Source organism: Fischerella major NIES-592 (genome assembly GCF_001904645.1).
Lineage (GTDB): Bacteria > Cyanobacteriota > Cyanobacteriia > Cyanobacteriales > Nostocaceae > Fischerella > Fischerella thermalis.
This window is the reverse complement of sequence record NZ_MRCA01000008.1, coordinates 74,600-95,648: the sequence shown is the minus strand read 5'-3', so window position 1 is coordinate 95,648 and position 21,049 is coordinate 74,600. Positions and strand designations below refer to the sequence as shown.

Genomic DNA, 21,049 nt, shown 5'->3' with positions numbered 1-21,049 from the left:
CCTCTGGGGATTAAGGGACCAAGGGGGACAATATTGTTACTCNCCCACACTCCCCACACTCCCCACACTCCCCACACTCCCCACACTCCCCACACTCCCCACGCTATCCCTAACTACCCACCATGCATAATCGCAATTTTACAATTACCGACACTACTGCAAATACCCTGGGAAGACCCCTAGTAACTGCAACTTGCAACCGTCAACCTTACTTAGAAATTAAAGATGTTAGCAAAGTCTATCCCACAAAAAATGGCCCTTTTACCGTATTAGATGGAGTCAACCTCAATGTTGGTGAAGGAGAATTTATTTGTGTAATTGGTCACTCTGGTTGTGGTAAATCTACCCTTCTCAACATGGTATCTGGGTTTAACCAACCAACCAATGGACAAGTTTTGCTAGAAGGGAAACCCATTACCAAACCTGGGCCAGACAGAATGGTGGTATTCCAAAACTATGCTCTACTACCCTGGCGGACTGCTTTTGAAAATATCTACCTAGCTGTCAACGCGGTTTATCCTAACAAACCGGAAGCAGAAAAGTCAGCAATTGTCAGGGAACACCTGGCAATGGTGGGGTTAGCAGACGCTATGGACAAGAAACCCACTCAAATGTCTGGTGGTATGAGACAACGGGTTTCTATTGCCCGTGCTTTAGCAATTCGTCCAAAAGTCTTGATTTTGGATGAACCTTTCGGGGCGCTAGATGCTATTACCAAAGAAGAGTTACAGGAAGAACTGCTGAAAATCTGGAATGAAAACCGCTGTACAGTGTTGATGATTACCCATGACATTGATGAAGCGCTGTTTTTAGCAGATAAGTTGGTAATGATGACCAACGGTCCCCGCGCTAAAATCGGCGAAGTCATGGAAATTCCATTTCCCCGTCCCCGTGATAGACTCCGGATTATGGAAGATCCGCAATACTACAAATTGCGTAACTATGCCCTAGATTTCCTATTTAACCGCTATGCTCACGATGACGTAGGATAGGGCAGGTTTATCTAAAGAGTCTATTAATTAGACATTTGTTGAAAAAGAATCTAGAGACACGAAATTTTGCGTCTCTACAAGGATTCCAGGTAATATTGAGTTCGGTTAATCACTTATAATCAAAAACCTCACCCCCAGCCCCTCTCCTTAGCAAGGAGAGGGGTGCCGAAGGCGGGGTGAGGTAAACGGGAATTTAAATAATCATACGAACTTGACATAACCCATAATTAATTTCTGGAGACGTCTATTGGAGAAACTCGCTTCTACGTTGCATTTTTTGATCGTTTGAAAAGGAACTAATTTTATGTGCTGAATGTCTTTTTGGTTTGTAGAGGCTAAAGAAGTATTTATCCTCAGCTTCACTCATGAATATCATAGATAATTATCTATCCATATACTCTTAGAGCATCATTTCCTGAGGAACCATAAGCAATTACTTATCAAAGCTATCTAATTTTTATTTAAGAATTATTGCCTAAAGGTTAACTTTTTAGGCAATAAAAGTTGTATGCTATTTTTATAAAATTAAATACGCTTTACGCATAAAGCGGTTTTTGCGAACATCAGCTAATTTTATAAAATTGCGGGAGTCTGCTTTTTAAGCTTAACTCGGCGCAAGCTGCGCTTGTGTTGGAAACAAGCCATCTGGAGCAAGAAATAAAATATATTTCTTGTAACGTTTTGCTTGCAATAAATACAATTCCTGCTTTTCAGCTTTGTGGAGATTGGAGCGACCAATGAAATAGCACAATCAAATATTTCAATAAGATGTTTTGGCAAACTAAAGTTGTATAACAAAGCAGTTTTTACAAGATTGAAGAAGTTTTTCTAGATACAAATGTCTTCGTATATCTTGTATTAAGCTTATTTTTGCCAAAAATATGCCAAAATAATAACTGCTATTTACCTCAAAAACAGATTATTATTTGCACAGGTGAGTCGGCTATTCATTGCTGCACAAAAATATCTACTTAATGCTAAGTGTAGCATGATAGCAGTGAACTTAAGCAAGCAAGTTTTTGAGGTTTGAGGCAGGTGCATGTTTTGGCATATTTGAATGCTAAATCCAGGCTGGAAGCTTGTGAATTCACAGTTCTGTTGTGATTAAATCCCCATCCATGCAACTGACTAATACTATCCATTTCCGAAATTTACGTGGTGATCTTTTTGGTGGTCTAACAACCGCAATTGTTTCTTTACCATTGGCGTTAGCCTTCGGAGTCGCCTCTGGTGCTGGACCTGTGGCTGGTCTTTATGGCGCTGTTTGTGTCGGGTTTTTTGCGGCGCTGTTTGGAGGTACGCCGACCCTTATTTCTGAGCCAACTGGGCCGATGACCGTAGTCATGACTGGTATTGTCGCCACGATGACTGCAAATAACCCAGAGAATGGCTTGGCAATGGCATTTACTGTGGTGATGCTAGCAGGGATATTTCAAATTTTATTTGGCGTATTCAAGCTGGGCAAATACATCACCCTCATGCCCTACAGCGTGATTTCAGGCTTTATGTCTGGAATTGGCATAATTTTGATTATTCTGCAAATTGCTCCTTTTGTGGGACAGCCTAATCCCAAAGGTGGTGTACTGGGGATGGTGCAAAACCTGCCCCAACTGCTATCAAATATCAATCCCATCGAAACCCTTTTGGGAGTACTGACACTGGCAATTATTTTCTTAATGCCGTCGAAATTCAAGCGCTATGCTCCTCCCCAACTAGTGGCATTAATTGTCGGTACTGTGGTTTCACTGGTTTTCTTTGGGAATGCAGATATCAGACGCATCAATGACATCCCAATGGGTTTGCCACAATTGCAAATGCCTACATTTACTCCATCACAAATCACCGTCATGCTCATTGATGGGGCAATGTTGGGGATGCTGGGATGTATTGATACTTTGTTAACTGCGGTAATTGCAGATAGTTTGACTCGCACCGAACACAAATCTGACAAGGAATTGATTGGTCAAGGTATTGGTAACTTGGTTTCTGGTATATGTGGTGGGCTACCCGGTGCAGGTGCCACAATGGGAACTGTGGTCAATATTCAAACAGGAGCGACAACAGCTTTATCTGGTATAACTCGCGCGATTATTTTGCTAGTGGTGGTCTTGTGGGCTGCGAATTTGACCGAAACTATTCCAATGGCGGTGTTAGCAGGTATTGCCCTCAAGGTCGGTATTGATATTCTCGATTGGAGTTTCCTCAAACGCGCTCATCAAGTATCCCTGAAAGGAACAATCATTATGTACGGGGTGATGTTCCTGACAGTGTTTGTGGATTTGATTGTGGCTGTGGGCGTTGGGGTGTTTATTGCTAATATCTTGACCATTGAACGTCTTTCTAGCTTGCAATCAGAGGAAGTTAAAACTATTACTGACGCTGATGATGCCATTGTTTTGAACGAACAAGAAAAGCAGTTGTTAGATCAAGCCAACGGAAGGGTATTGCTGTTCTACCTGAGTGGACCGATGGTTTTTGGAGTTTCCAAAGCGATCGCTCGTGAACATAATGCCATCAAAGACTGCGATGTTGTCATTATGGACTTGAGTGACGTACCTTTGTTGGGTGTTACTGCTTCACTGGCAATTGAAAATGCCATCAGAGAAGCAGTTGAAAAAGGTCGCCATGTATTCATAGTTGGTGCAACTGGCAAAATTAAGCGGCGCCTAGAAAAATTAGGCATTATGCAATTGTTACCTCCACATCACTTACTAATGAATCGTACAGAAGCACTGCAACAAGCACTTATTTTGGTTAATGGTTACGTAGCCGATACGAACACTGCAACAAGCACCACATACCGAAGCGATTTTGGTGACACTGCTGTAGTCCAGTAGTAACTAACTAAAAAGAGACGTTGAATGCAACGTCTCTAGCAAATGTAAAATTACATCAGCATCAGTAATCTGAGTGAGTCGCTACAGAGACGTAAAAAATGATTTTTCCAGAATTAATAGTTAATTCAGTTACTTGGGTATCTTCCTGGAGTCCTTACTTACAGTTTCCTGTTTTAGCAACAGCAAGCGAATCAGAATATGCTCCTGTTGTCCTTACTGGAGTATTACTGAGTTTAGTTGTGATTTATCTTGCCAGTAAACTCGGTGGCGAATTGTCAAGGATGATGGACTTTCCGCCAGTTTTGGGGGAATTGGTTGGTGGAGTCGTAGTTGGTGCTTCCGCCTTGCATCTGCTGGTATTTCCTGAAAGCGGTGCGATCGCGACAGACTCAGTAATCATGAATATACTGCAATTCATCGGCAATCTTAGTCCGGAGGCAGTAACATCTGTTTTTCAAAGTCAAAGTGAGGCGATTTCGATTCTAGCCGAGTTGGGTGTAATCGTTCTTTTATTTGAAATTGGCTTGGAGTCAGACTTACGGGAACTAAAGAAGGTCGGTTATCAAGCAGCAATTGTCGCATGTGTTGGGGTCGCGGTTCCTTTTGCTGTTGGTACTGCGGGACTGATGTTTTTCTTTCACACCCCAGCAATTCCCGCTATTTTCGCTGGTGCAGCACTAACCGCTACAAGCATTGGTATTACCTCCAAAGTTTTATCAGAACTTGGACATCTCAAATCTCGAGAAGGTCAAATTATTGTTGGCGCTGCTGTAATTGATGATGTTCTGGGTATTATTGTTTTGGCAGTAGTAGCAAGTCTGGCTAAAACTGGCGAAGTAGATATTTTGAACGTGATTTACTTGATTGTCAGCGCTACTGTTTTTCTGATTGGTTCAATTCTCCTGGGTAAATTCTTTAATAAAACCTTTGTCACCATTGCTGATAAACTACAAACACGCGGGAAACTAGTTATTCCAGCATTTATCTTTGCATTCTTCATGGCTTTTATTGGCAACGCCATCCATTTAGAAGCAATTTTAGGCGCGTTTGCTGCTGGATTAGTGTTAGATGAAACCGATAAACGCAAAGAATTAGATCAACAAGTGATTCCCATTGCTGATATATTAGTGCCGATTTTCTTTGTGACTGTGGGTGCGAGGGTTGATTTAGGTGTCCTCAATCCCATTGTTCCTGAAAATCAACAAGGATTAATAATTGCGATCTTTTTGGTAGTAGTGGCAATTATTGGTAAGGTAGTCACAGGTTGGTCAGTGTTTGGTCAGCCCGGAATTAACCGTTTGGCGATTGGTGTCGGGATGATTCCTCGGGGTGAAGTGGGTTTGGTGTTCCTTGGTATTGGTGCAGCTAGTGGTGCGATCGATAAACCTTTGCAAGCAGCGATTATTATCATGGTAATTCTCACGACCTTTTTAGCACCGCCTTTCTTACGGTTGGCATTTAATAAACAGTCAGGAGAAACGGAAGAGTTAGTTGAACCAGCTGATTTGATTGGTTAATTTTGGCTTTCGTTAGAAACGAACCACATAGGACGCAAAAAGTAGCATGAACTACAAAGATCCCCAACTTTTTAGAAAAGTTGGGGATCTTTATCTTTCTAAAAAATCGGAACATGACTATCAAAATGTGAAGCTATACCTTAGTGATATCAATACTACATTATGATTACTTTGCAAAAAAGTTTAAACAGTTTAATTATTACAGGCTTGCTTTTTATCAGTCCTATCTATACAAGTACTCCTGTTCCCGCTCAATCCTCTCAAACTTCTATTTCTCATGCAAGTACAAAGATTCTGATTAAAGATGAGTTGTACTTTGGTTTATCTAAACCAGGAGGAAAGACAGTATCTGAGGTTGAATGGCAGCTATTTTTGAACCGTGTGATTACACCTCGGCTTCCTGATGGACTAACTGTGATGGATGTCTATGGACAGTATTTAGACAGTTATGGCAAACTAACCAGGGAAAAAACCAAACTAGTTATTCTGATTTATGAAAATAGCCAAACTCAAAATCAGAAGATTGAAGAGATAATAGCAAGTTATAAAAAGACATTTCAACAAGAATCTGTTCTACGCGTCACTAGTAGTGTTAAAGTATCTTTTTAGGTACGGGTTGGGTAAAATTGTAGTGTTTTGGAAACGCAGAGGATCGCAAAGGAGGGCGCAAAGGGGCGCAGAGTTTTGCTATATGTCAATTGAAGTGGAAGCAAAGGAAATGGCAACATGAGGGGGAAGCTAATTAGTTTATCCCTTATTGTTTTATGAACAGTCTAGAACAAGCCCAGACGGAATATGAAGCTTTTATTCAAACGTTTCAAAGTGCGATCATTGCTACATCTGACGTGCAAGGAATCCCGAATGCTAGCTATGCTCCCTTTGTAATTGATGAGTTTAAGAATATCTATATCTATATCAGTGGTCTGTCAACTCACACCCAAAACTTAGTTGTTAATCCTCATGCTAGTGTGATGCTGATTGAGGACGAGGATAAGACAGAGCAAATTTTTGCCCGTCGTCGTCTAACTTTTGAGTGTACAGCAGCTTTGATTGAGCGTGATTCCGATAAGTGGCGGGAAATCATGAATAATTTTCACGCTCGTTTTGGTGAAATTATGGAAGTATTGAGCGGCTTACAAGATTTTCGCATGTTTAAGCTCACTCCCAAAGAGGGACGCTTTGTAATTGGTTTTGGTGCGGCTTACTTTATTAGTGGTGATGACCTGAACAAACTAAAAGGTCGTTAACAGGGAACAGGGAACAGGGAACTCGTCATATAAAGAAGTCATAATTTGTTACATTGCAAAAACAGATGGATTGATGAGGAGAAACATGCGATTTCTACTGTGGGGAGTCATTGCTAGCTTAGGAATTTTACCATTGCCAGTTTTAGCGCAGACGCAAAACCAGGTATCTGATGCCCAAGTTGCGGCGATGGTAGAAGCATTACGACTAGCTGCACCCAATACAGGTAAAGCCAACGATGGCTACTACAGCGACTGGCAAGTCAAACCAGAAACCCTCAAAGGTTGGTCTAGATATTGTTTGAAAAAAGAAGTGACACCAACACAATTTGAAAATAGTCCCCAATTAGCCCGTCAAGTTGTTTCGTGTATTGTACGGCGTGAGTTAAATACTCAGTATGCAGCTAACAAAAATAATGAAATTGGTGCTGTACGTGGGGCTGCTTGTTGGTGGATGACTGGTAATTACACAGGCTGCAACAGTGGTTTTACTGGTAAGTATGTACAGCAGGTAGTTAGCTATTATCAACAACAGCGTTCTAAACGTTAACAGGAAACAGGGAACAGATAACAGTTCCATGTTCTCTGTTCCCTCTGATAACTCACTTCAAAATTTGCAATTATTTTCAGCACAATATACTGATTGATATGTACTAGGACGCTTACCAAACAGAGTATAACGATTGTCGCGGATTTGTTCGTAAATGCGATCGCCTGCCCATTTCACCCCTGGTAAGGCCCGATACGCATGCACAAAAATACTACCAAATGGTAATATACCGCCAATTTCTTCAGCAGCAGCACTACCTTGCCAACGTTGTTCTGGCGCATTAGCATTAATCAAAATCATACCCAACTCACAATCTTGGGGTGTAATTCCCCATTGTTGAAGAGTTTGCTGATCTTGCATAGGGATGTAGCGAAATTGGTTTCCCTGGTCTAGATTTTCCAGTAGTTGCACCAAGGTAACGCAAAGATTGCAATTTCCATCGTAGATTACGTAGTAGTTCATAGTTATTGGTCGTTGGTCATTGGTCATTAGTTACTAATAAACCACTAACCACCAACAAACAACCATCAACTCTAGCTCATTGTATATCCACAAAAGAAAAATACTATCTATCGCCAGAGAGTTTCGTACGGCAGGGTACAATCTGTAGACTTGTCTTGTCGTTCAAAAACAACAGAACCAGAACAAAGAGAGTTAGAACTATGGCAGATAAGCTTTCATCACGTCTTTACCCCAGCCGCATTGACCTGCCTGCTGATGCACGCGTCAAAATTGTTGAACTTCTCAATCAAACTTTAGCCGCAACAACAGATTTGAAAACTCAGACAAAACAGGCGCACTGGAACGTCAAAGGAACCGACTTCTACCAACTGCATGAATTATTTGATGAAATTGCAGATGAGTTAGAAGAGTATGTTGACATGTTTGCAGAAAGAATCACCGCTTTAGGTGGTTATGCTTGTGGTACAGCCCGGATGGCAGCAGCTAATTCAATTTTGCCAGAATATCCAGTTGATATTTTGGATGGTATGCAGCATGTTACCGCATTGACAGAGCGCTTTGCACCTTATGCTAAACACATCAGACAAGCGATCAACATAACTGATGATTTAGGTGATGCAGATACAGCCGATCTTTACACCGAAGTATCTCGCACTATTGACAAGCGACTGTGGTTCTTAGAAGCTCATTTGCAACCAGCAGAAGTAAAATCAGAAAATGGTACTACAACTGCTAAAACCAAAGAAAAAGTTGCTGCTAAATAATTAAGACAATGTAGTTATTAGTTAGTAGTAAGTAGTTATGTGGCATATGTAGTAAATAATTGCCAAAAATCAACAAAGAACAAATTTTTTAGGTACGTTATGCTCAATACAACGTACCCTTTTTTATACTTTAATATTTGATTGTAATTTAATGTGAGAATAATAACTTTTTGGTAACTTCCTTACTTTTAAGTATCTACTTTTCATTTTGAAGACATATACTCTAATATTGAAATAGGTAAAAACCAGGGGAAAATAAATCATCAATTCATGCTTGCTTTATTGATATTTGATTAAAAGCAATTTAACCTCTGGTGAAATATATGTAAACAGATGAATTTTTAGCAAAATAACAGTTTGCAAAGTTTCAATTATTCATGTAAATCACCGTAGCTTGCTAATTATCAAAAAGCGATCGCCGCAAATGCTGTGCATGAATTAAGTGAACCTTGGTCTCTAATTGGAGAAAACCATAGGTGATGAGCAATCATATTATGGCACAACCGACCAGCTTTATGTAAAGTTGTGTATGGAGCGATCGCACTTAAAGCAAAACTGAAATAAACCGCTTGAGAGTATAACTATCCTCAAGACGGTTCATAGTTGATTTTGATTTTGAGGTGATCTCAATATCAGCTATAAAACATTAACTTTCTGACAATCTACATCTACTGCCAAATATAGAGAAGCACAAACAACACAATCCAAATCACATCAACAAAGTGCCAGAAAAGTGAAGTTGCATTCACACCAAAATGACCAGACTCAAAATTACCTGGAATAAAAGAACGCACCAAAATAATCAACTGTAAGAGAATACCTGTGAGAACATGCAAACCGTGGAAACCAGTAAGCAAGTAGAACATTCCACCAAACGCGCCAGAAGTAAAACCAAACTCCAAACCTCTCCACTCAATCGCCTGTCCAATCAAAAAGTAAGTTCCCATCGCCATCGTTACCAACAAAAACAAGCGATATCTCCACAAATTATGACGTTGCAGCGCACGTTCTGCCAAATAAATCACAAAACTACTAGCAACCAAAACCACCGTATTAACAGCAGGGGCTACCACTTCCAACCCATCAACTCCAGATGGTAACCAATTAGGAGTTGTGAGTTTATAAATAATATATCCGGCAAAAAAACTGAGAAAAATAACACTTTCAGATAGCAAAAACACGACGAAGCCAAACATTTTATTGCCTTCTTCATCGTGAGTATGCTCTGCGTGATGCAGATGCAACTCCTCTGAAATCATATAACCATCCATTCCTGAAATTCTCCTTTAAAATTTTTTACCTTCGTGTCCTTCACGTCTTCGCGGTTTAATAATTATTTTTGAACCACGAAGGCGCAAAGAACGCGAAGATTGATCAGTCTACACTCGTCAAAGTAGAGTTAGTAGACAGATAGTTATGCCTATGAGTTTGAGCAACTAACGGTTCTGATTTTCCATATCCATAAGGCTCACTTACAACCACAGGAATCTCTGCAAAATTTTCTACAGGTGGTGGAGAAGAAACTTCCCATTCTAATCCAATAGCTTGCCAAGGATTAGCCGATGCTGGTTCGCCACCTATCCAAGCACTAATCATATTCAGAATAAAAGGTAGAGTAGACATACCTAGCATAAATGCACCAACACTAGCAACAATATTCCATAACTCATACTCTGGAGTGTAGGAAGCCACTCTACGCAACATCCCTTGTAATCCTAAGGGGTGCATGGGGAAGAAGTTGAGGTTAGTACCAATGAGGGCTAACCAAAAATGCAACTTACCCAAGCCTTCGTAGTACATTTTGCCTGTCATCTTGGGGAACCAGTGGTAGATGGCTGCATACATCCCCATAGTTACTGTCCCGTAAAGGACATAGTGGAAGTGACCAACGACAAAGTAGGTATTGTTGACGTGGACATCTACAGGGACAGAGGAAAGCATGATCCCTGTAATTCCGGCGAAGACAAACAACACCAATCCACCCAAAGCAAACAACATGGGTGTAGTGAGGCGCAGTTTACCGCCCCAAATTGTTGCTACCCAAGCAAATACTTTAATACCAGTAGGTACAGAGACAAACATGGTTGTCAGCATGAAAAGCATCCGCATCCAACCAGGAGTACCACTGACATACATGTGGTGTACCCAGACGATCGCACTGACTACGGCAATTAAGATTGAGGAAACGGCGACTACTTTGTAACCAAATAAGGGTTTACGAGCATAAACCGGGAATATCTCTGAGAAAATCCCAAAGATGGGCAAAATAATCACATACACAGCAGGGTGGGAGTAGAACCAGAAGTAGTGCTGGAACATGACTGGATTTCCACCATTGGCTGGGTTAAAAAAGCCAGTACCAACGGTGAGGTCAAGTAACAGCATGACTGCACCTGCTGTCAAAGCTGGGAGTCCAAAAAGTTGGATAATTTGAGCGCTGAATACAGCCCAAACGAATAGGGGCATTCTAAAGAAGGTCATGCCTGGTGCGCGCATCTTCACAATCGTAGTAACAAAGTTGACTGCTCCCATAATCGAAGACACACCAGAGATGGCTACTGCCAACAACCAGATGACTTGTCCGTTAATTAAGTTACCTGTGGGATTCTGGAGACTGACGGGTGGGTAAGACCACCAGCCGGCTTGAGCTGGGCCACCAGGGACAAAAAAGCTAGCCATCAATAGAATTCCCACAACTGGAACCATCCAAAAAGCGGCAGCGTTGAGGCGAGGAAATGCCATATCCCGCGCCCCAATCATTAGAGGTACAAGGTAGTTAGCTATACCAACTAGGGATGGAAATGTCCACAGGAACAGCATGACTGTACCATGCATGGTAAACATACCGTTGTACATGGTGCGGTCAATCAAATCTGATTCCGGGGTGATGAGTTCTCCCCGCAGTATCATTGCAAAGATACCGCCAACTAGGAAAAAGATAAATGAGGTAACAAGGTACTGAATACCAATGACCTTGTGATCGGTGCTAAAGCTGAAGTATCGTTTCCAGTTATCGGGACTGGGGTGATGGGTTTGTTCACCTGCGATACCCATACTTTCGATGGTAATGTTGGTCATCGCTTTGTTTCCTTTTAGCCAGGATAATTAACTAGAGGAGGTGCAGCAGGGGCGACGGTTGTCCAGCCATCTGCTTGAGCGTATTCAGAAACTGCTTGGTTTTTGGCTGGAGAAGGTTTGCGGGTTGCAGCTTTGGTCAGCCACTGCTGGTAATCTTCTGGTGATTCAACTACAACATCGGCTTGCATGGTTGCAAAATACGTACCACTGTATTGAGAATCAGTGAGTTGATATTTACCCAGCCGGATGGGAGTGAATTCAAAGTCTATGGTTTGGTTGGGAACTATGTCTTGTTTGAGGCGAAAAGCTGGTACGTATAAGCCATGTAGAACGTCTTCAGATTGTAATGCTAAACGCACTCTTTTATTAGCAGGTAGGTGCAGTTCGCTACTGGTGACATTCTTTTCTGGATAGTGGAAGACCCAAGCCCATTGTTTAGCAAGAACGTCGATTTTTTCTACAGGTGCAGTGGTGACATTAACAGATGCGTCTTTTGGTGCTGCATAAGCTGATTCCATCCCCATCGGCATATGGAAGTGGACGTGTTCATTTGGGCCTTGAATCCCCATTTGTTCGTAGATTTGGTAGCTGTAACCAGCAATCCACAGCACCAGCATAATCGGGATGGCTGTCCAGACGACTTCGAGGGTAATATTTCCTTCAATTGGTGGGCCATCACCAATTTCACCTTTTTTCGCTCGATGGAAAATTACGGAATACATCAGAGTTCCGGTGACACCCAGGAAGATAAATGCTCCGAGTGTTACCAAGAAGCTAATCAAATCATCAACTAGTCGCGATTCCGCAGCCGCTTGGGGAGGAAGCCAGGAGTAAGCTTGTTTCCCAATCCAGAGACTGGTAGTAGTCAGTGCGATCGCACTCGTTACAAAGGTCAGTATTTTTAGTAATTTCTGGATTTTCATAGCAATACAACAGTTTGTTGTTAGTTGTTGATGGTTGGTTGGTGGCTGCTTGACTACTAACCACTGTACAGGCGAAGCATTTGTACGAAGATCTATAGTTTTTAACAAAGATACTCATACAAATGCTTCGCCCCTAACCACTAACCTTTTATAATTGCGTTGAGGTCTTGACCGACTCTGAGCAATTGATCGGCGGTGTTGTGTATGCCGAATTCCGCAGCCATTTGCGCTCCCAAAGTACCGTGGATATACATCACAAACATGATTGCCATTCCGACAGCGAGATAACTCAGCTGCACTTGTCTATCTTCGTCTTTGCGCAAAATAAAGCGCTGGAATCCGCGCCAAACAGTCATACCAACGATTAGCGCTAAGAGTAAAACACCACCCACACCATGCCACAGCATTGTTTCCATCGCTTGCATACCCCAGGCACTTTTAACATCCACTGGTGCTTCTGCAAGCATGATTTCGTAAAAGCCTGCTGCTACTGTAAAAAAAGTGATAATGGCTGAAGCCAGCATGTTATACCAGCCAACATCAAAGAAGTTCGCGCGTTCGACTGGTAATGCCAAATATTTGTAGACGAATTTATGTAGGGGGAAAAATACACCGACAATATCAAAGAGAATCCCAATGATGAACAGACCCAAGGTCAGATGAACTAAGTTGGGATGAATAGGAATGGTGTAAGGTAGTCCGTTTGCGCCTAGCTTAGCCCCCAATTGATCAATCAGTTCTGTGTTCATCGCAAAATACCATCCTTTACTGCTTCAACTACTGGTACTGTGTGCAGTCCATACACCCAAACAAGTTGATCTCCCAGATATACTTGCATACCAACGATGGTGACTAGTAGTAGTCCTACTCCTAAATATCCAATGGGTAATTTCTGGGGGTTGCGCGTACGAATTACATAACGCCAAGCTGTAATTGCAGCAATAATTCCTGAAAGTGACCAGCCAATCAGAGTATGCATATTCAGTACTGACTTTGCTAGGTGATAAGGCTTTGCCAAACCTGCTTCAAACTGACCAAAAATGATCGCCACAAAGATGGCGACGGTAGCAAGACACATGTTCCACCAGCTGACCTCGAATAGCCGGGAATTGCGGCTAAAATAACCTATCACATCACAGCAGAAGGCAAACAACACCATTGCTATGACAAAGTGAACAACAATTGGATGAATCGTATCTGGATAGGGTAGATTGTGGTCGTTCAAACGCGTTAGATACTCAAGCATAAAATTCTCCTGGGTATATCTGCTGCATATAAGCTCAAGTTCCAAGATTGGCATTTCAAAATATCATTACCAGCATTCATACCTAACCAATTTGGTTATAATTTCTGTGCGGCGAAATCTGGTTAATTAAGAGTTAGCTTGGTTGTAGAATAGGATGAATTTAGTTTAAATTTTAGAATCAAAACTTAATAATTAGCATACAACTATAATATTCTTAAACAAAGCTAAAAAATGTATTTTTTAATCAGAATTGTAATTGCTAAATGTGAATAATGAACTATTATTAATAATGCATTAATATAAAAATTTTGCGAGTTAATAAAAGTATTTTTCAGTAATTTTTATTAAAAATAATGGTATAATACTAATTCATTTATGTTTGTAAATAAAAACATCAGGTAATTTTTCTATTTTCGTAATTTCCACCTGATGTGAATTAAAACAATATGCTGAAAGAGTTTTGGAAAAGATAATGCATTAGATTTATTTAGCCTAATGCACCCCACTAACTTTACGAAAAACAAATGACAAATGACAAACGACACATAACTATTATTGGTTGCGGAAATGTTAACCGCAGTGATGATGCTGTGGGTGTCATAGTCGCTCAACGCCTACAGCAATATCTTGCTGAACATCCCCATCCTCATGTGCAAGTTTATGATTGTGGTACTGCTGGGATGGAAGTGATGTTTCAAGCAAGAGGTTGTAAACAGCTAATTATTATTGATGCAAGTACAACAGGTTCCGAACCGGGCGCTGTATTTAAAGTTCCAGGAAAAGAACTAGAGGCCCTGCCAGAAGCAAGTTATAATTTGCATGATTTTCGTTGGGATAATGCTTTAGCCGCAGGCAGAAAAATCTTTCAGAATGATTTTGCTCAAGAGGTGATAGTTTATTTAATTGAAGCGGCGAATCTTGATTTTGGTTGGGAGTTGAGTCCTGCTGTTAAAGATTCTGCCGACTTGGTTTTTGCAGAAATTAAAGCAATGATTGAATAGGGGGTTAGTGGTTAGTAGTTAGTGTCTATCGATCAACAAACAACTAAGAACCACTACGCCATATCCCGATAAACCGATAACTCATCTACTCTCATCTCAAAAGGCATTCCCTCTTTTTTCGGTGGACAAATGCGAATTTTGGCGCTACTGATAATGTCGCCTAAAATTGCTGCCATTGGCACGATTTTTTGCAGAACACGCCAGTTAGTAATTTGATCTGGACATTCGACTACTAAAGTCAAAGCATTGGCATGACTAAGAATGTACCAGCGACAACTAGATAATAAGTTTTGAATAGTGCGATCGCAAGCATTAAAAAAATAACTACTAATAGAACTTTCTAGTTGTTGGCGCAATATAATGTCTGCTGAAGTTAGCTGAAGAGGGTGAAAATCATCCTTTGGTAAAAATTCCTTATTCATCTCCTTCTCTCTTAATGACTATATAGAATTTACACTCACAATGGTTGAGATTACAGTTTTTATTACTCTCAACGGTTACATTAAAACCTCCAGTCATTCTAGATGGCAAGAGTAAATATATTAAAATTAACGTGAGTTTTAAGGGTATAGATTTACCTCTCGTTAAACCTTTTTCATGGACTGATAGAGACTAACAAACCTAATTTTAACTACTCCATTCCTATGTTTTAGGAGTAGGAGAGCGAAGGGAGAGGTTCGTTGTACTGACGTTAAAATTAAAATTTATTTTAGGTTTCTGTCTAGATTAAGGCTGAAGCAGCAAGTTTACATAGATTATTGATGTTTTCTATCTACAAAGCAATACTTCAGGCTTTTATAGTTCCAGCTAGATTTATAATAAACACAAATAATTAAAAAAAAGAATCCATTGATACTATTGCTGGGTAAAATAATGATCTCCAAGTTAATATCAATGGATTTTTATATCTATGTTAGAAAATAATTCTCAAGTTCTAAATCATAAAAGCAAACTGCTACACTATCTATTGTTGAAAACTACACCTTAATAGGCTCAATCAAGAGCCTTTTGCTTATAAAAACTGACTATTAATTTATAAAAATAGCTTTGAGAAAATTTTTCAAAGATAATTACACTAAAAGCTTATTAATAAAGTAAATCTTAAATTTTTAGTTTTAGGGTGCGTTACACCGCGTTAACGCACCTCATAATAGCTACATAGTTTCTATTTATTAACCTACGCTCACTTGATGACATCCATTAGAGAATAGTTGTCTGGCTGGTTTTTCTGGCTTGGGTGCGCCATAAAAACATGCTTCTGCTTCGAGTTCGTCTACAAAATCCCAAGCTTCTACAGCTTTTTTGGAATCCGCGCCGTAGTTACTGGAAATTGAGCGAGCATTTGATATGGCTTTTTGGAGTTCTTTTTGCAAGAAAGCTAATTTGGGTTTTTCCAGGAAGTCACCTTTGGTAATAATGTCGGTAACAGAAATAATGCCAAGTAATTCACCTTGAATGACAGGCGCACGCCAAACACCCGTATTAGCAAATAGTCGTGCTACGTATTCTACATCAAGATCGGGATTGACGACGATGCAAGGCTTACTCATGATTTCGTAGACGTGTACCTTTTTGGGATCTTTTCCATAAGCAACCACCTTAGATACAATATCTGTCTCAGTCACAATACCGTATGCATCTGCGTCATTTCGAGGTTCTACAATCAACGCCCGTAATTCTTTAAGCCTCATGAGTTTGACTGCTTCTGCTACAGTAGCCGAACCACGAATAGTAGCTACATCTTGAGTCATAATATGCTTGGCTCTCATAATTTATGCTCCTTTTCCTTTATGCAAGGAAATTTATTCTGTGATTCTTTCCTAGCTGCGTGAGCGTCGAAGATACACGCCTTGTCTAAATAATTAGGTTAAATTGCAATTCCTGAAAATCACTGCTGCAAAAAGTGATTACTACTAAATTTAGTCAATCTTTGTTTTATGATTTCTAAATTACTTTGACTTTTTTAGAATAAGATTTACGCCTTCGCCCATCATTAATTATCTGAAATATATTTTGATTTCTCTAGATTGAGAATTTAGTCAAAGTTTAGAAAATCATTAATTTAGAAAGTGTAATTACTTTTTACTACTGAATATTTAGATTTTTAGGAAACAATTTATCCTACATTCATATCTTATATTGATAACAAAATAAAGCAAGAGATTAGTTATAAAACTTTGCACTAATATTAGTTAATAGAACATTAATAAAAACTAAATTTCAGATAGATACTGCCATTTTCATAGTAAGTAGTCATGCTTGATTTAAATGATATTTAGATATGTTTATTGTCAATAATAGATGATTAAAATTGTTCCATTATTGATATTCTATGTCATTGTAACCTTCAGTATAAACATCGCAATATTGAATTTTGCAAAATTTTGCTAATTGGCATAACAGCTACTGAATAACCAAAGGTTTACAGTCACATTAACATAGGATAATATGCTTGATAAAAGTAAATTTGAGCAAAAGTAATAACTTGTCTAGGAGTTAAATAAGTATAAAAAACTAGCTTCTGAAAAAAATCTAAAGAAATACATACTAATTTTCTTAAATAGATAACATAAGTTAAGAAAATAACCGAAGATGCAAAAAGATGAAAATCAGCGCTCGTAATACCCTAAAAGCTACTGTGAAAAAAGTCGTGCCAGGATCTGTAAACACCGAAGTGACATTAGAATTAGCACCTGGAGTAGAGGTAACTGCTATTATTACAAAAGCTTCAGCAGATAGTTTGCAGCTAGCTGAAGGTAAAGAAGCTTATGCAGTTGTAAAAGCAACAGATGTGATGGTTGCTGTTGATTAAAAAAATAGTTAGTAGTTAGTAGTTAGTAGAGAATATTAACCACTAACCATTAACTACTAACCATTAACTAATTTCATCATTGCTTGAGTAAAATTTTGGGTAATTGATAAACTATCAACTACCATAGCAGCACACAACAACATCATGTAAAGAATAGAGTAAAGAAAAAGCGATCGCGCTGATTGTTTATTCTGTGAATCTTGCAAAAGCGCCCAGGCTTTTTTAAAAAAAATAGCTCCCATAATAAAGGCTATACAGCCATAGACAGTACCTACTGCTTGTAGAGGATCGATCAACAAAAATGTAGCAGGGACAAGCATTAAAGTATATACCCAAATTTGCCGGGCGGCTGTGATATTATCAGTAACCACAGGCAGCATGGGTACACCTACCTTGGCATAATCTTCGCTAATCATCAAGGCTAGCGCCCAAAAATGGGGAGGTGTCCATAAAAAAACGATCGCAAATAATAACCACGCTGTCCAACTCAGTGTACCAGTGACTGCTGCCCAACCCACCAACATGGGAACAGCCCCAGCTGCACCACCAATAACAATGTTCAGCCGTGTGTGACGTTTGAGTAAATGAGTGTAGACGCCTACATAAAATAAAATCCCCGACATTGCTAGTAAAGCACTGAGCAAATTTACAAAGACTGTCAGCAATGTAAAAGAAATACAAGCTAAAGCGATCGCAAATATTAAAGCATGATTAGGTTGGACACGACCAGAAGGTAAAGGACGATGGCGCGTGCGTTCCATTTCATAATCAATATCGCGATCGTAGACGCAATTAAAAGTTTGAGCGCTAGCAGCAGCAAAAGTACCACCAGCCAAAGTTACCAGTAGCAATATTGGATCTAATTTCCCCTCAGATGCGATCGACATACTAGCAACTGTCGTAATCAATAGCAAAGGAATAATTCGAGGTTTTGTTAATTGATAGTAACTATGAACGACTTGTAAAAAGTTGTGATAGTGGCGCGTGACGGTATTCCCTGTCATATTTTTACTATTAAATGGGACGTGGGGTGTAAGGGTGTAGGAAAAGTTATATTTCCATATTTGCTTGTGGAGATTTTCCCGTGATTGATTGTCTTGAAAATATAGTAGAAGGCATATCTACATATTTTTCAGTCCGTTACAACGGACTTTAGCTATAAGCGTGGAACTTTAGTTCCAGGCATACTCAAATTGAGGTGCAATATCTAAATATTCTAAAAATAATTAAAAATCAACCAATAACCTAATTCATAACAAACATATAATTACCTATTCACAATTCGGACATAAATGTTACGAGCAATTTCCTTACTAATCTTTATTCTTCCTTGCCTGAGGTTGATCACAACATTAGGAAATTCCTGTTCTACAGTAAAGTATGTTCCTGGAGTTAGACCTAAAGATATCACTTGATTTAGAATCTTTTCGTCCTGAGTGTTACAGAATTGAATAATTCCTTGCTCTCCTATTTTCAGTAATTCTAATGAAGAACCAGTGACATTGAAACCGTTAAACATTTAGTAGTTAGTGGTTGGTTGTTGATTGTTGTAGAGACGTGCCATGGCATGTCTCTAAATTGGTTAGTGGTTAGTAGGGTTAAAATACTAGTAGGAGTTACGCAGTGGTCACGGTAAAATGAACCGCAAAGGACGCAAAGAACGCAAAGGAAACAGGCTTTCAGAGTGTTTTTGCGTAAGTCCTCACTAGATATTTAAGTTAGTTGTAAAATAAAACTAAAGAATAAACCAAAATCTATAAAATTACGTTATCCTATAATTAGGAACAATATTTGAAAAATAGTTGTTATAAACTACTCACTTCAGTCAGTATAAAATCCTTATTCTTCATTAATAAAGAAGTCATAGCTGTGTAATAGCTATGACCTCAAGAATAGCTAAGGAAAGAAAAATAAAAGGGAGAAAAAAATGAGAGGTTTAAACAAGATAAGGTTCTTGATGTGTTTTAATTGTGCAATTAGAACGGGGATAGGTAACGCAAAGTAATGCGAATCCTTTAGAAATCTGCTCATCATCTAAAAAGATTTGCTCAGATTGATCTACTTCGCCTTCAACTACCTTACCAACACAGCTAGAGCAAGAACCAGAGTGGCAAGAGAAGGGTAATTCAATACCATTTTCTTCTGCTGCATCTAAGATAGTAGTATCTTCATCAACTTCAATTGTGGCGTCAAGGTCTTCTTTTTTGTTGATTAATCTTACTTGGTAGGTAGCCATTTTTGTGTTCTCCTCAAAAAAACTTGATTGTTAGTTGTTAGTTGATAGTTGTTCGTTCCATAGACGCGTAGCGGCTTCCCGCAGGGTACAACAAGCAACAAAGAACAAGCAACATTTATTAATTAGCTGCAAGGTACACCTGCTGATGAGCAATCACTCGTTTTAAATGATTTGCCACAACCGCAAGTTTCTGTTGCATTGGGGTTGATAAATTTGAAGCCACCTTCCATTACACCGTCGATAAAATCGATGACGATTCCTTCAAGTAATGGCGCGCTTTTAGCATCAACGTAAAGGATTACTTTACCTTGTTGGATAACTAGATCGTCTGGTTTTGGTTGACTAGTGACATCCATTGCATATTCATAACCACTGCAACCACCATCTTTAACAGATATGCGGATACCTTTTGTAGCGCCATTGGCATCAGGAGCAGAACCTGCTAAAAATGCCCGTAGACGAAATTCTGCTTTTTCTGTCAAAGTAACAGTCATTAGACCTCCTGACTTTTAAAAATTAGTTGTTTGTTGGTAGTTGGTAGTTGATTGTTAGTTGTTCCAAACAACAAAGAACAAACAACAAACAACAATTTACTAATGACTAATGACTGTGGATTTTGATTGCAAGTATCTCCAAGGTGCATCGTTACCGCATACTGGACAGCAGCGATCGCGATAAGAACGGCGCTTAGCAAATTCCATGCGGGTCAAATCCATCGTCAGTAGTTGCGATAACAAAGGTTGACTATAACCAGTGATCAGCTTGATTGCTTCCAAAGCCGTCAAACAAGCAAGAGTACCCGATACAGCACCTAAAACTGCAAACCCACGTCTATCCCAGTCTGGTTTTTCTGGAAATAGGCAAGATAAACAAGGTGTCACACCAGGAATAATCGTAGTCAGGTAAGCCTCCATCCCGTCCATTGCTGCTTCTACCATTGGCTTACGCCAACGTACACAAGCTGCATTTAGCAAATCGCGTTCCGTAAAATTATGGGCGCAGTCTAGTGCCATATCAGCAGATTGCACCAAGGAGTCTACATTCTCCTGATTAATATATTCATGAACCGCTTCCACCTTGACATCAGGATTGATGGCTTCGAGAGTTTCCTTTGCCTTGAAAACTCTTGGCTGACCAACCCAATCGTGCGTCATCAAAATTTGACGATTCATATCATCTAGTCGCAAGTCACCACCCCGGACTAGGATCAACCGACCAACGCCTGCTACTGCTAGGTAAAGCGCTGCTGTACCACCTAATCCTCCCACACCCGTCACCAGAACAGTTGCTGACTTGAGACGCTTCTGCGCTACTTCGCCAAAATTTGGGAGCATCATTTGGCGACGGTAACGTTCTAACTCGGTAGGTGTTAGGTCTATCACTTTTT

22 protein-coding genes are annotated in these 21,049 nt (G+C 39.8%); 9 read left to right on the top strand and 13 right to left on the bottom strand.

Going from position 1 to position 21,049, the window contains the following annotated elements; all coding sequences use genetic code 11:
• Positions 1 to 122 precede the first annotated feature (122 nt).
• The 6 genes from NIES592_RS15595 to NIES592_RS15570 all read left to right on the top strand — a co-directional run bounded on the left by NIES592_RS15595 (position 123) and on the right by NIES592_RS15570 (position 7,140).
• Positions 123 to 992 (top strand): nitrate ABC transporter ATP-binding protein, encoded by an 870-nt coding sequence (locus tag NIES592_RS15595; protein WP_073556225.1) that lies wholly within the window; start codon positions 123 to 125, stop codon positions 990 to 992.
• 1,118 nt (positions 993 to 2,110) lie between these two features.
• Positions 2,111 to 3,829 (top strand): bicarbonate transporter BicA, encoded by a 1,719-nt coding sequence (bicA, locus tag NIES592_RS15590; RefSeq protein ID WP_073556224.1) that lies wholly within the window; start codon positions 2,111 to 2,113, stop codon positions 3,827 to 3,829.
• A 98-nt stretch (positions 3,830 to 3,927) separates the two neighbouring features.
• Positions 3,928 to 5,346: a cation:proton antiporter gene (locus NIES592_RS15585; RefSeq protein WP_062246948.1), complete on the top strand. Its 1,419-nt coding sequence runs from the start codon at positions 3,928 to 3,930 to the stop codon at positions 5,344 to 5,346.
• A gap of 162 nt (positions 5,347 to 5,508) precedes the next feature.
• On the top strand, positions 5,509 to 5,955 hold the full coding sequence (locus tag NIES592_RS15580) for a DUF3574 domain-containing protein (protein ID WP_073556223.1): 447 nt from the start codon (positions 5,509 to 5,511) through the stop codon (positions 5,953 to 5,955).
• A gap of 155 nt (positions 5,956 to 6,110) precedes the next feature.
• Positions 6,111 to 6,593 (top strand): HugZ family pyridoxamine 5'-phosphate oxidase, encoded by a 483-nt coding sequence (locus NIES592_RS15575; protein WP_062246944.1) that lies wholly within the window; start codon positions 6,111 to 6,113, stop codon positions 6,591 to 6,593.
• 85 nt (positions 6,594 to 6,678) lie between these two features.
• Positions 6,679 to 7,140: a hypothetical protein gene (locus NIES592_RS15570; protein WP_062246942.1), complete on the top strand. Its 462-nt coding sequence runs from the start codon at positions 6,679 to 6,681 to the stop codon at positions 7,138 to 7,140.
• A 57-nt stretch (positions 7,141 to 7,197) separates the two neighbouring features.
• On the opposite strand, the gene NIES592_RS15565 is transcribed toward NIES592_RS15570, so the two are convergent.
• A complete protein-coding gene (locus tag NIES592_RS15565) occupies positions 7,198 to 7,602 on the bottom strand; it encodes a thiol-disulfide oxidoreductase DCC family protein (RefSeq protein ID WP_073556222.1) in 405 nt (134 codons plus the stop codon).
• Positions 7,603 to 7,802: 200 nt separating this feature from the next.
• Here NIES592_RS15565 and dps point away from each other — a divergent pair, with 200 nt between their 5' ends.
• The gene (gene dps / locus NIES592_RS15560) at positions 7,803 to 8,366 is read left to right on the top strand and encodes a DNA starvation/stationary phase protection protein Dps (RefSeq protein ID WP_073556221.1); all 564 of its coding nucleotides are present in this window, start codon (positions 7,803 to 7,805) and stop codon (positions 8,364 to 8,366) included.
• 668 nt (positions 8,367 to 9,034) lie between these two features.
• Here dps and NIES592_RS15555 read toward each other — a convergent pair.
• The 5 genes from NIES592_RS15555 to NIES592_RS15535 all read right to left on the bottom strand — a co-directional run bounded on the left by NIES592_RS15555 (position 9,035) and on the right by NIES592_RS15535 (position 13,613).
• On the bottom strand, positions 9,035 to 9,637 hold the full coding sequence (locus tag NIES592_RS15555) for a cytochrome c oxidase subunit 3 (protein WP_062246937.1): 603 nt from the start codon (positions 9,635 to 9,637) through the stop codon (positions 9,035 to 9,037).
• A gap of 103 nt (positions 9,638 to 9,740) precedes the next feature.
• The gene (gene ctaD, locus NIES592_RS15550; protein ID WP_062246935.1) at positions 9,741 to 11,444 is read right to left on the bottom strand and encodes a cytochrome c oxidase subunit I; all 1,704 of its coding nucleotides are present in this window, start codon (positions 11,442 to 11,444) and stop codon (positions 9,741 to 9,743) included.
• A gap of 14 nt (positions 11,445 to 11,458) precedes the next feature.
• On the bottom strand, positions 11,459 to 12,367 hold the full coding sequence (locus NIES592_RS15545) for a cytochrome c oxidase subunit II (protein ID WP_062250571.1): 909 nt from the start codon (positions 12,365 to 12,367) through the stop codon (positions 11,459 to 11,461).
• A 140-nt stretch (positions 12,368 to 12,507) separates the two neighbouring features.
• A complete protein-coding gene (locus NIES592_RS15540) occupies positions 12,508 to 13,116 on the bottom strand; it encodes a DUF2231 domain-containing protein (RefSeq protein WP_073556220.1) in 609 nt (202 codons plus the stop codon).
• Positions 13,113 to 13,613, bottom strand: a complete 501-nt coding sequence (locus NIES592_RS15535) for a DUF2231 domain-containing protein (protein ID WP_062246933.1) — start codon at positions 13,611 to 13,613, stop codon at positions 13,113 to 13,115. Before NIES592_RS15535 ends, NIES592_RS15540 begins: the two co-directional genes overlap by 4 nt.
• A 524-nt stretch (positions 13,614 to 14,137) precedes the next feature.
• Between NIES592_RS15535 and NIES592_RS15530 the strand changes: the two genes are divergently transcribed.
• Entirely contained in the window at positions 14,138 to 14,614 is a 477-nt protein-coding gene (locus tag NIES592_RS15530) for a hydrogenase maturation protease (RefSeq protein ID WP_073556219.1), read from the top strand.
• Between the two features lie 53 nt (positions 14,615 to 14,667).
• On the opposite strand, the gene NIES592_RS15525 is transcribed toward NIES592_RS15530, so the two are convergent.
• Together NIES592_RS15525 and NIES592_RS15520 are read right to left on the bottom strand one after the other, a co-directional pair.
• Positions 14,668 to 15,036, bottom strand: a complete 369-nt coding sequence (locus NIES592_RS15525; RefSeq protein WP_062246928.1) for a hypothetical protein — start codon at positions 15,034 to 15,036, stop codon at positions 14,668 to 14,670.
• A gap of 750 nt (positions 15,037 to 15,786) precedes the next feature.
• A complete protein-coding gene (locus NIES592_RS15520) occupies positions 15,787 to 16,383 on the bottom strand; it encodes a CBS domain-containing protein (RefSeq protein WP_073556218.1) in 597 nt (198 codons plus the stop codon).
• Between the two features lie 833 nt (positions 16,384 to 17,216).
• Here NIES592_RS15520 and NIES592_RS15515 point away from each other — a divergent pair.
• On the top strand, positions 17,217 to 17,426 hold the full coding sequence (locus tag NIES592_RS15515; protein WP_009459201.1) for a TOBE domain-containing protein: 210 nt from the start codon (positions 17,217 to 17,219) through the stop codon (positions 17,424 to 17,426).
• Positions 17,427 to 17,482: 56 nt separating this feature from the next.
• Here the strand turns inward: NIES592_RS15515 and NIES592_RS15510 are convergent, their stop codons facing one another.
• The 5 genes from NIES592_RS15510 to NIES592_RS15490 form a co-directional block, all read right to left on the bottom strand.
• Positions 17,483 to 18,430, bottom strand: coding sequence for a heme o synthase (locus tag NIES592_RS15510; protein WP_073556217.1), 948 nt, complete (start codon positions 18,428 to 18,430; stop codon positions 17,483 to 17,485).
• Between the two features lie 263 nt (positions 18,431 to 18,693).
• Positions 18,694 to 18,945, bottom strand: a complete 252-nt coding sequence (locus NIES592_RS15505) for a FeoA family protein (RefSeq protein ID WP_062246924.1) — start codon at positions 18,943 to 18,945, stop codon at positions 18,694 to 18,696.
• Between the two features lie 417 nt (positions 18,946 to 19,362).
• A complete protein-coding gene (locus NIES592_RS15500) occupies positions 19,363 to 19,662 on the bottom strand; it encodes a 2Fe-2S iron-sulfur cluster-binding protein (protein ID WP_009459204.1) in 300 nt (99 codons plus the stop codon).
• A gap of 122 nt (positions 19,663 to 19,784) precedes the next feature.
• Positions 19,785 to 20,156 carry a HesB/IscA family protein gene (locus NIES592_RS15495; protein WP_009459205.1) on the bottom strand — a complete coding sequence of 124 codons (372 nt, stop codon included), beginning with the start codon at positions 20,154 to 20,156 and terminating at the stop codon, positions 19,785 to 19,787.
• Between the two features lie 99 nt (positions 20,157 to 20,255).
• On the bottom strand, positions 20,256 to 21,044 hold the full coding sequence (locus NIES592_RS15490) for a HesA/MoeB/ThiF family protein (protein WP_009459206.1): 789 nt from the start codon (positions 21,042 to 21,044) through the stop codon (positions 20,256 to 20,258).
• Between the last annotated feature and the right edge of the window lie 5 nt (positions 21,045 to 21,049).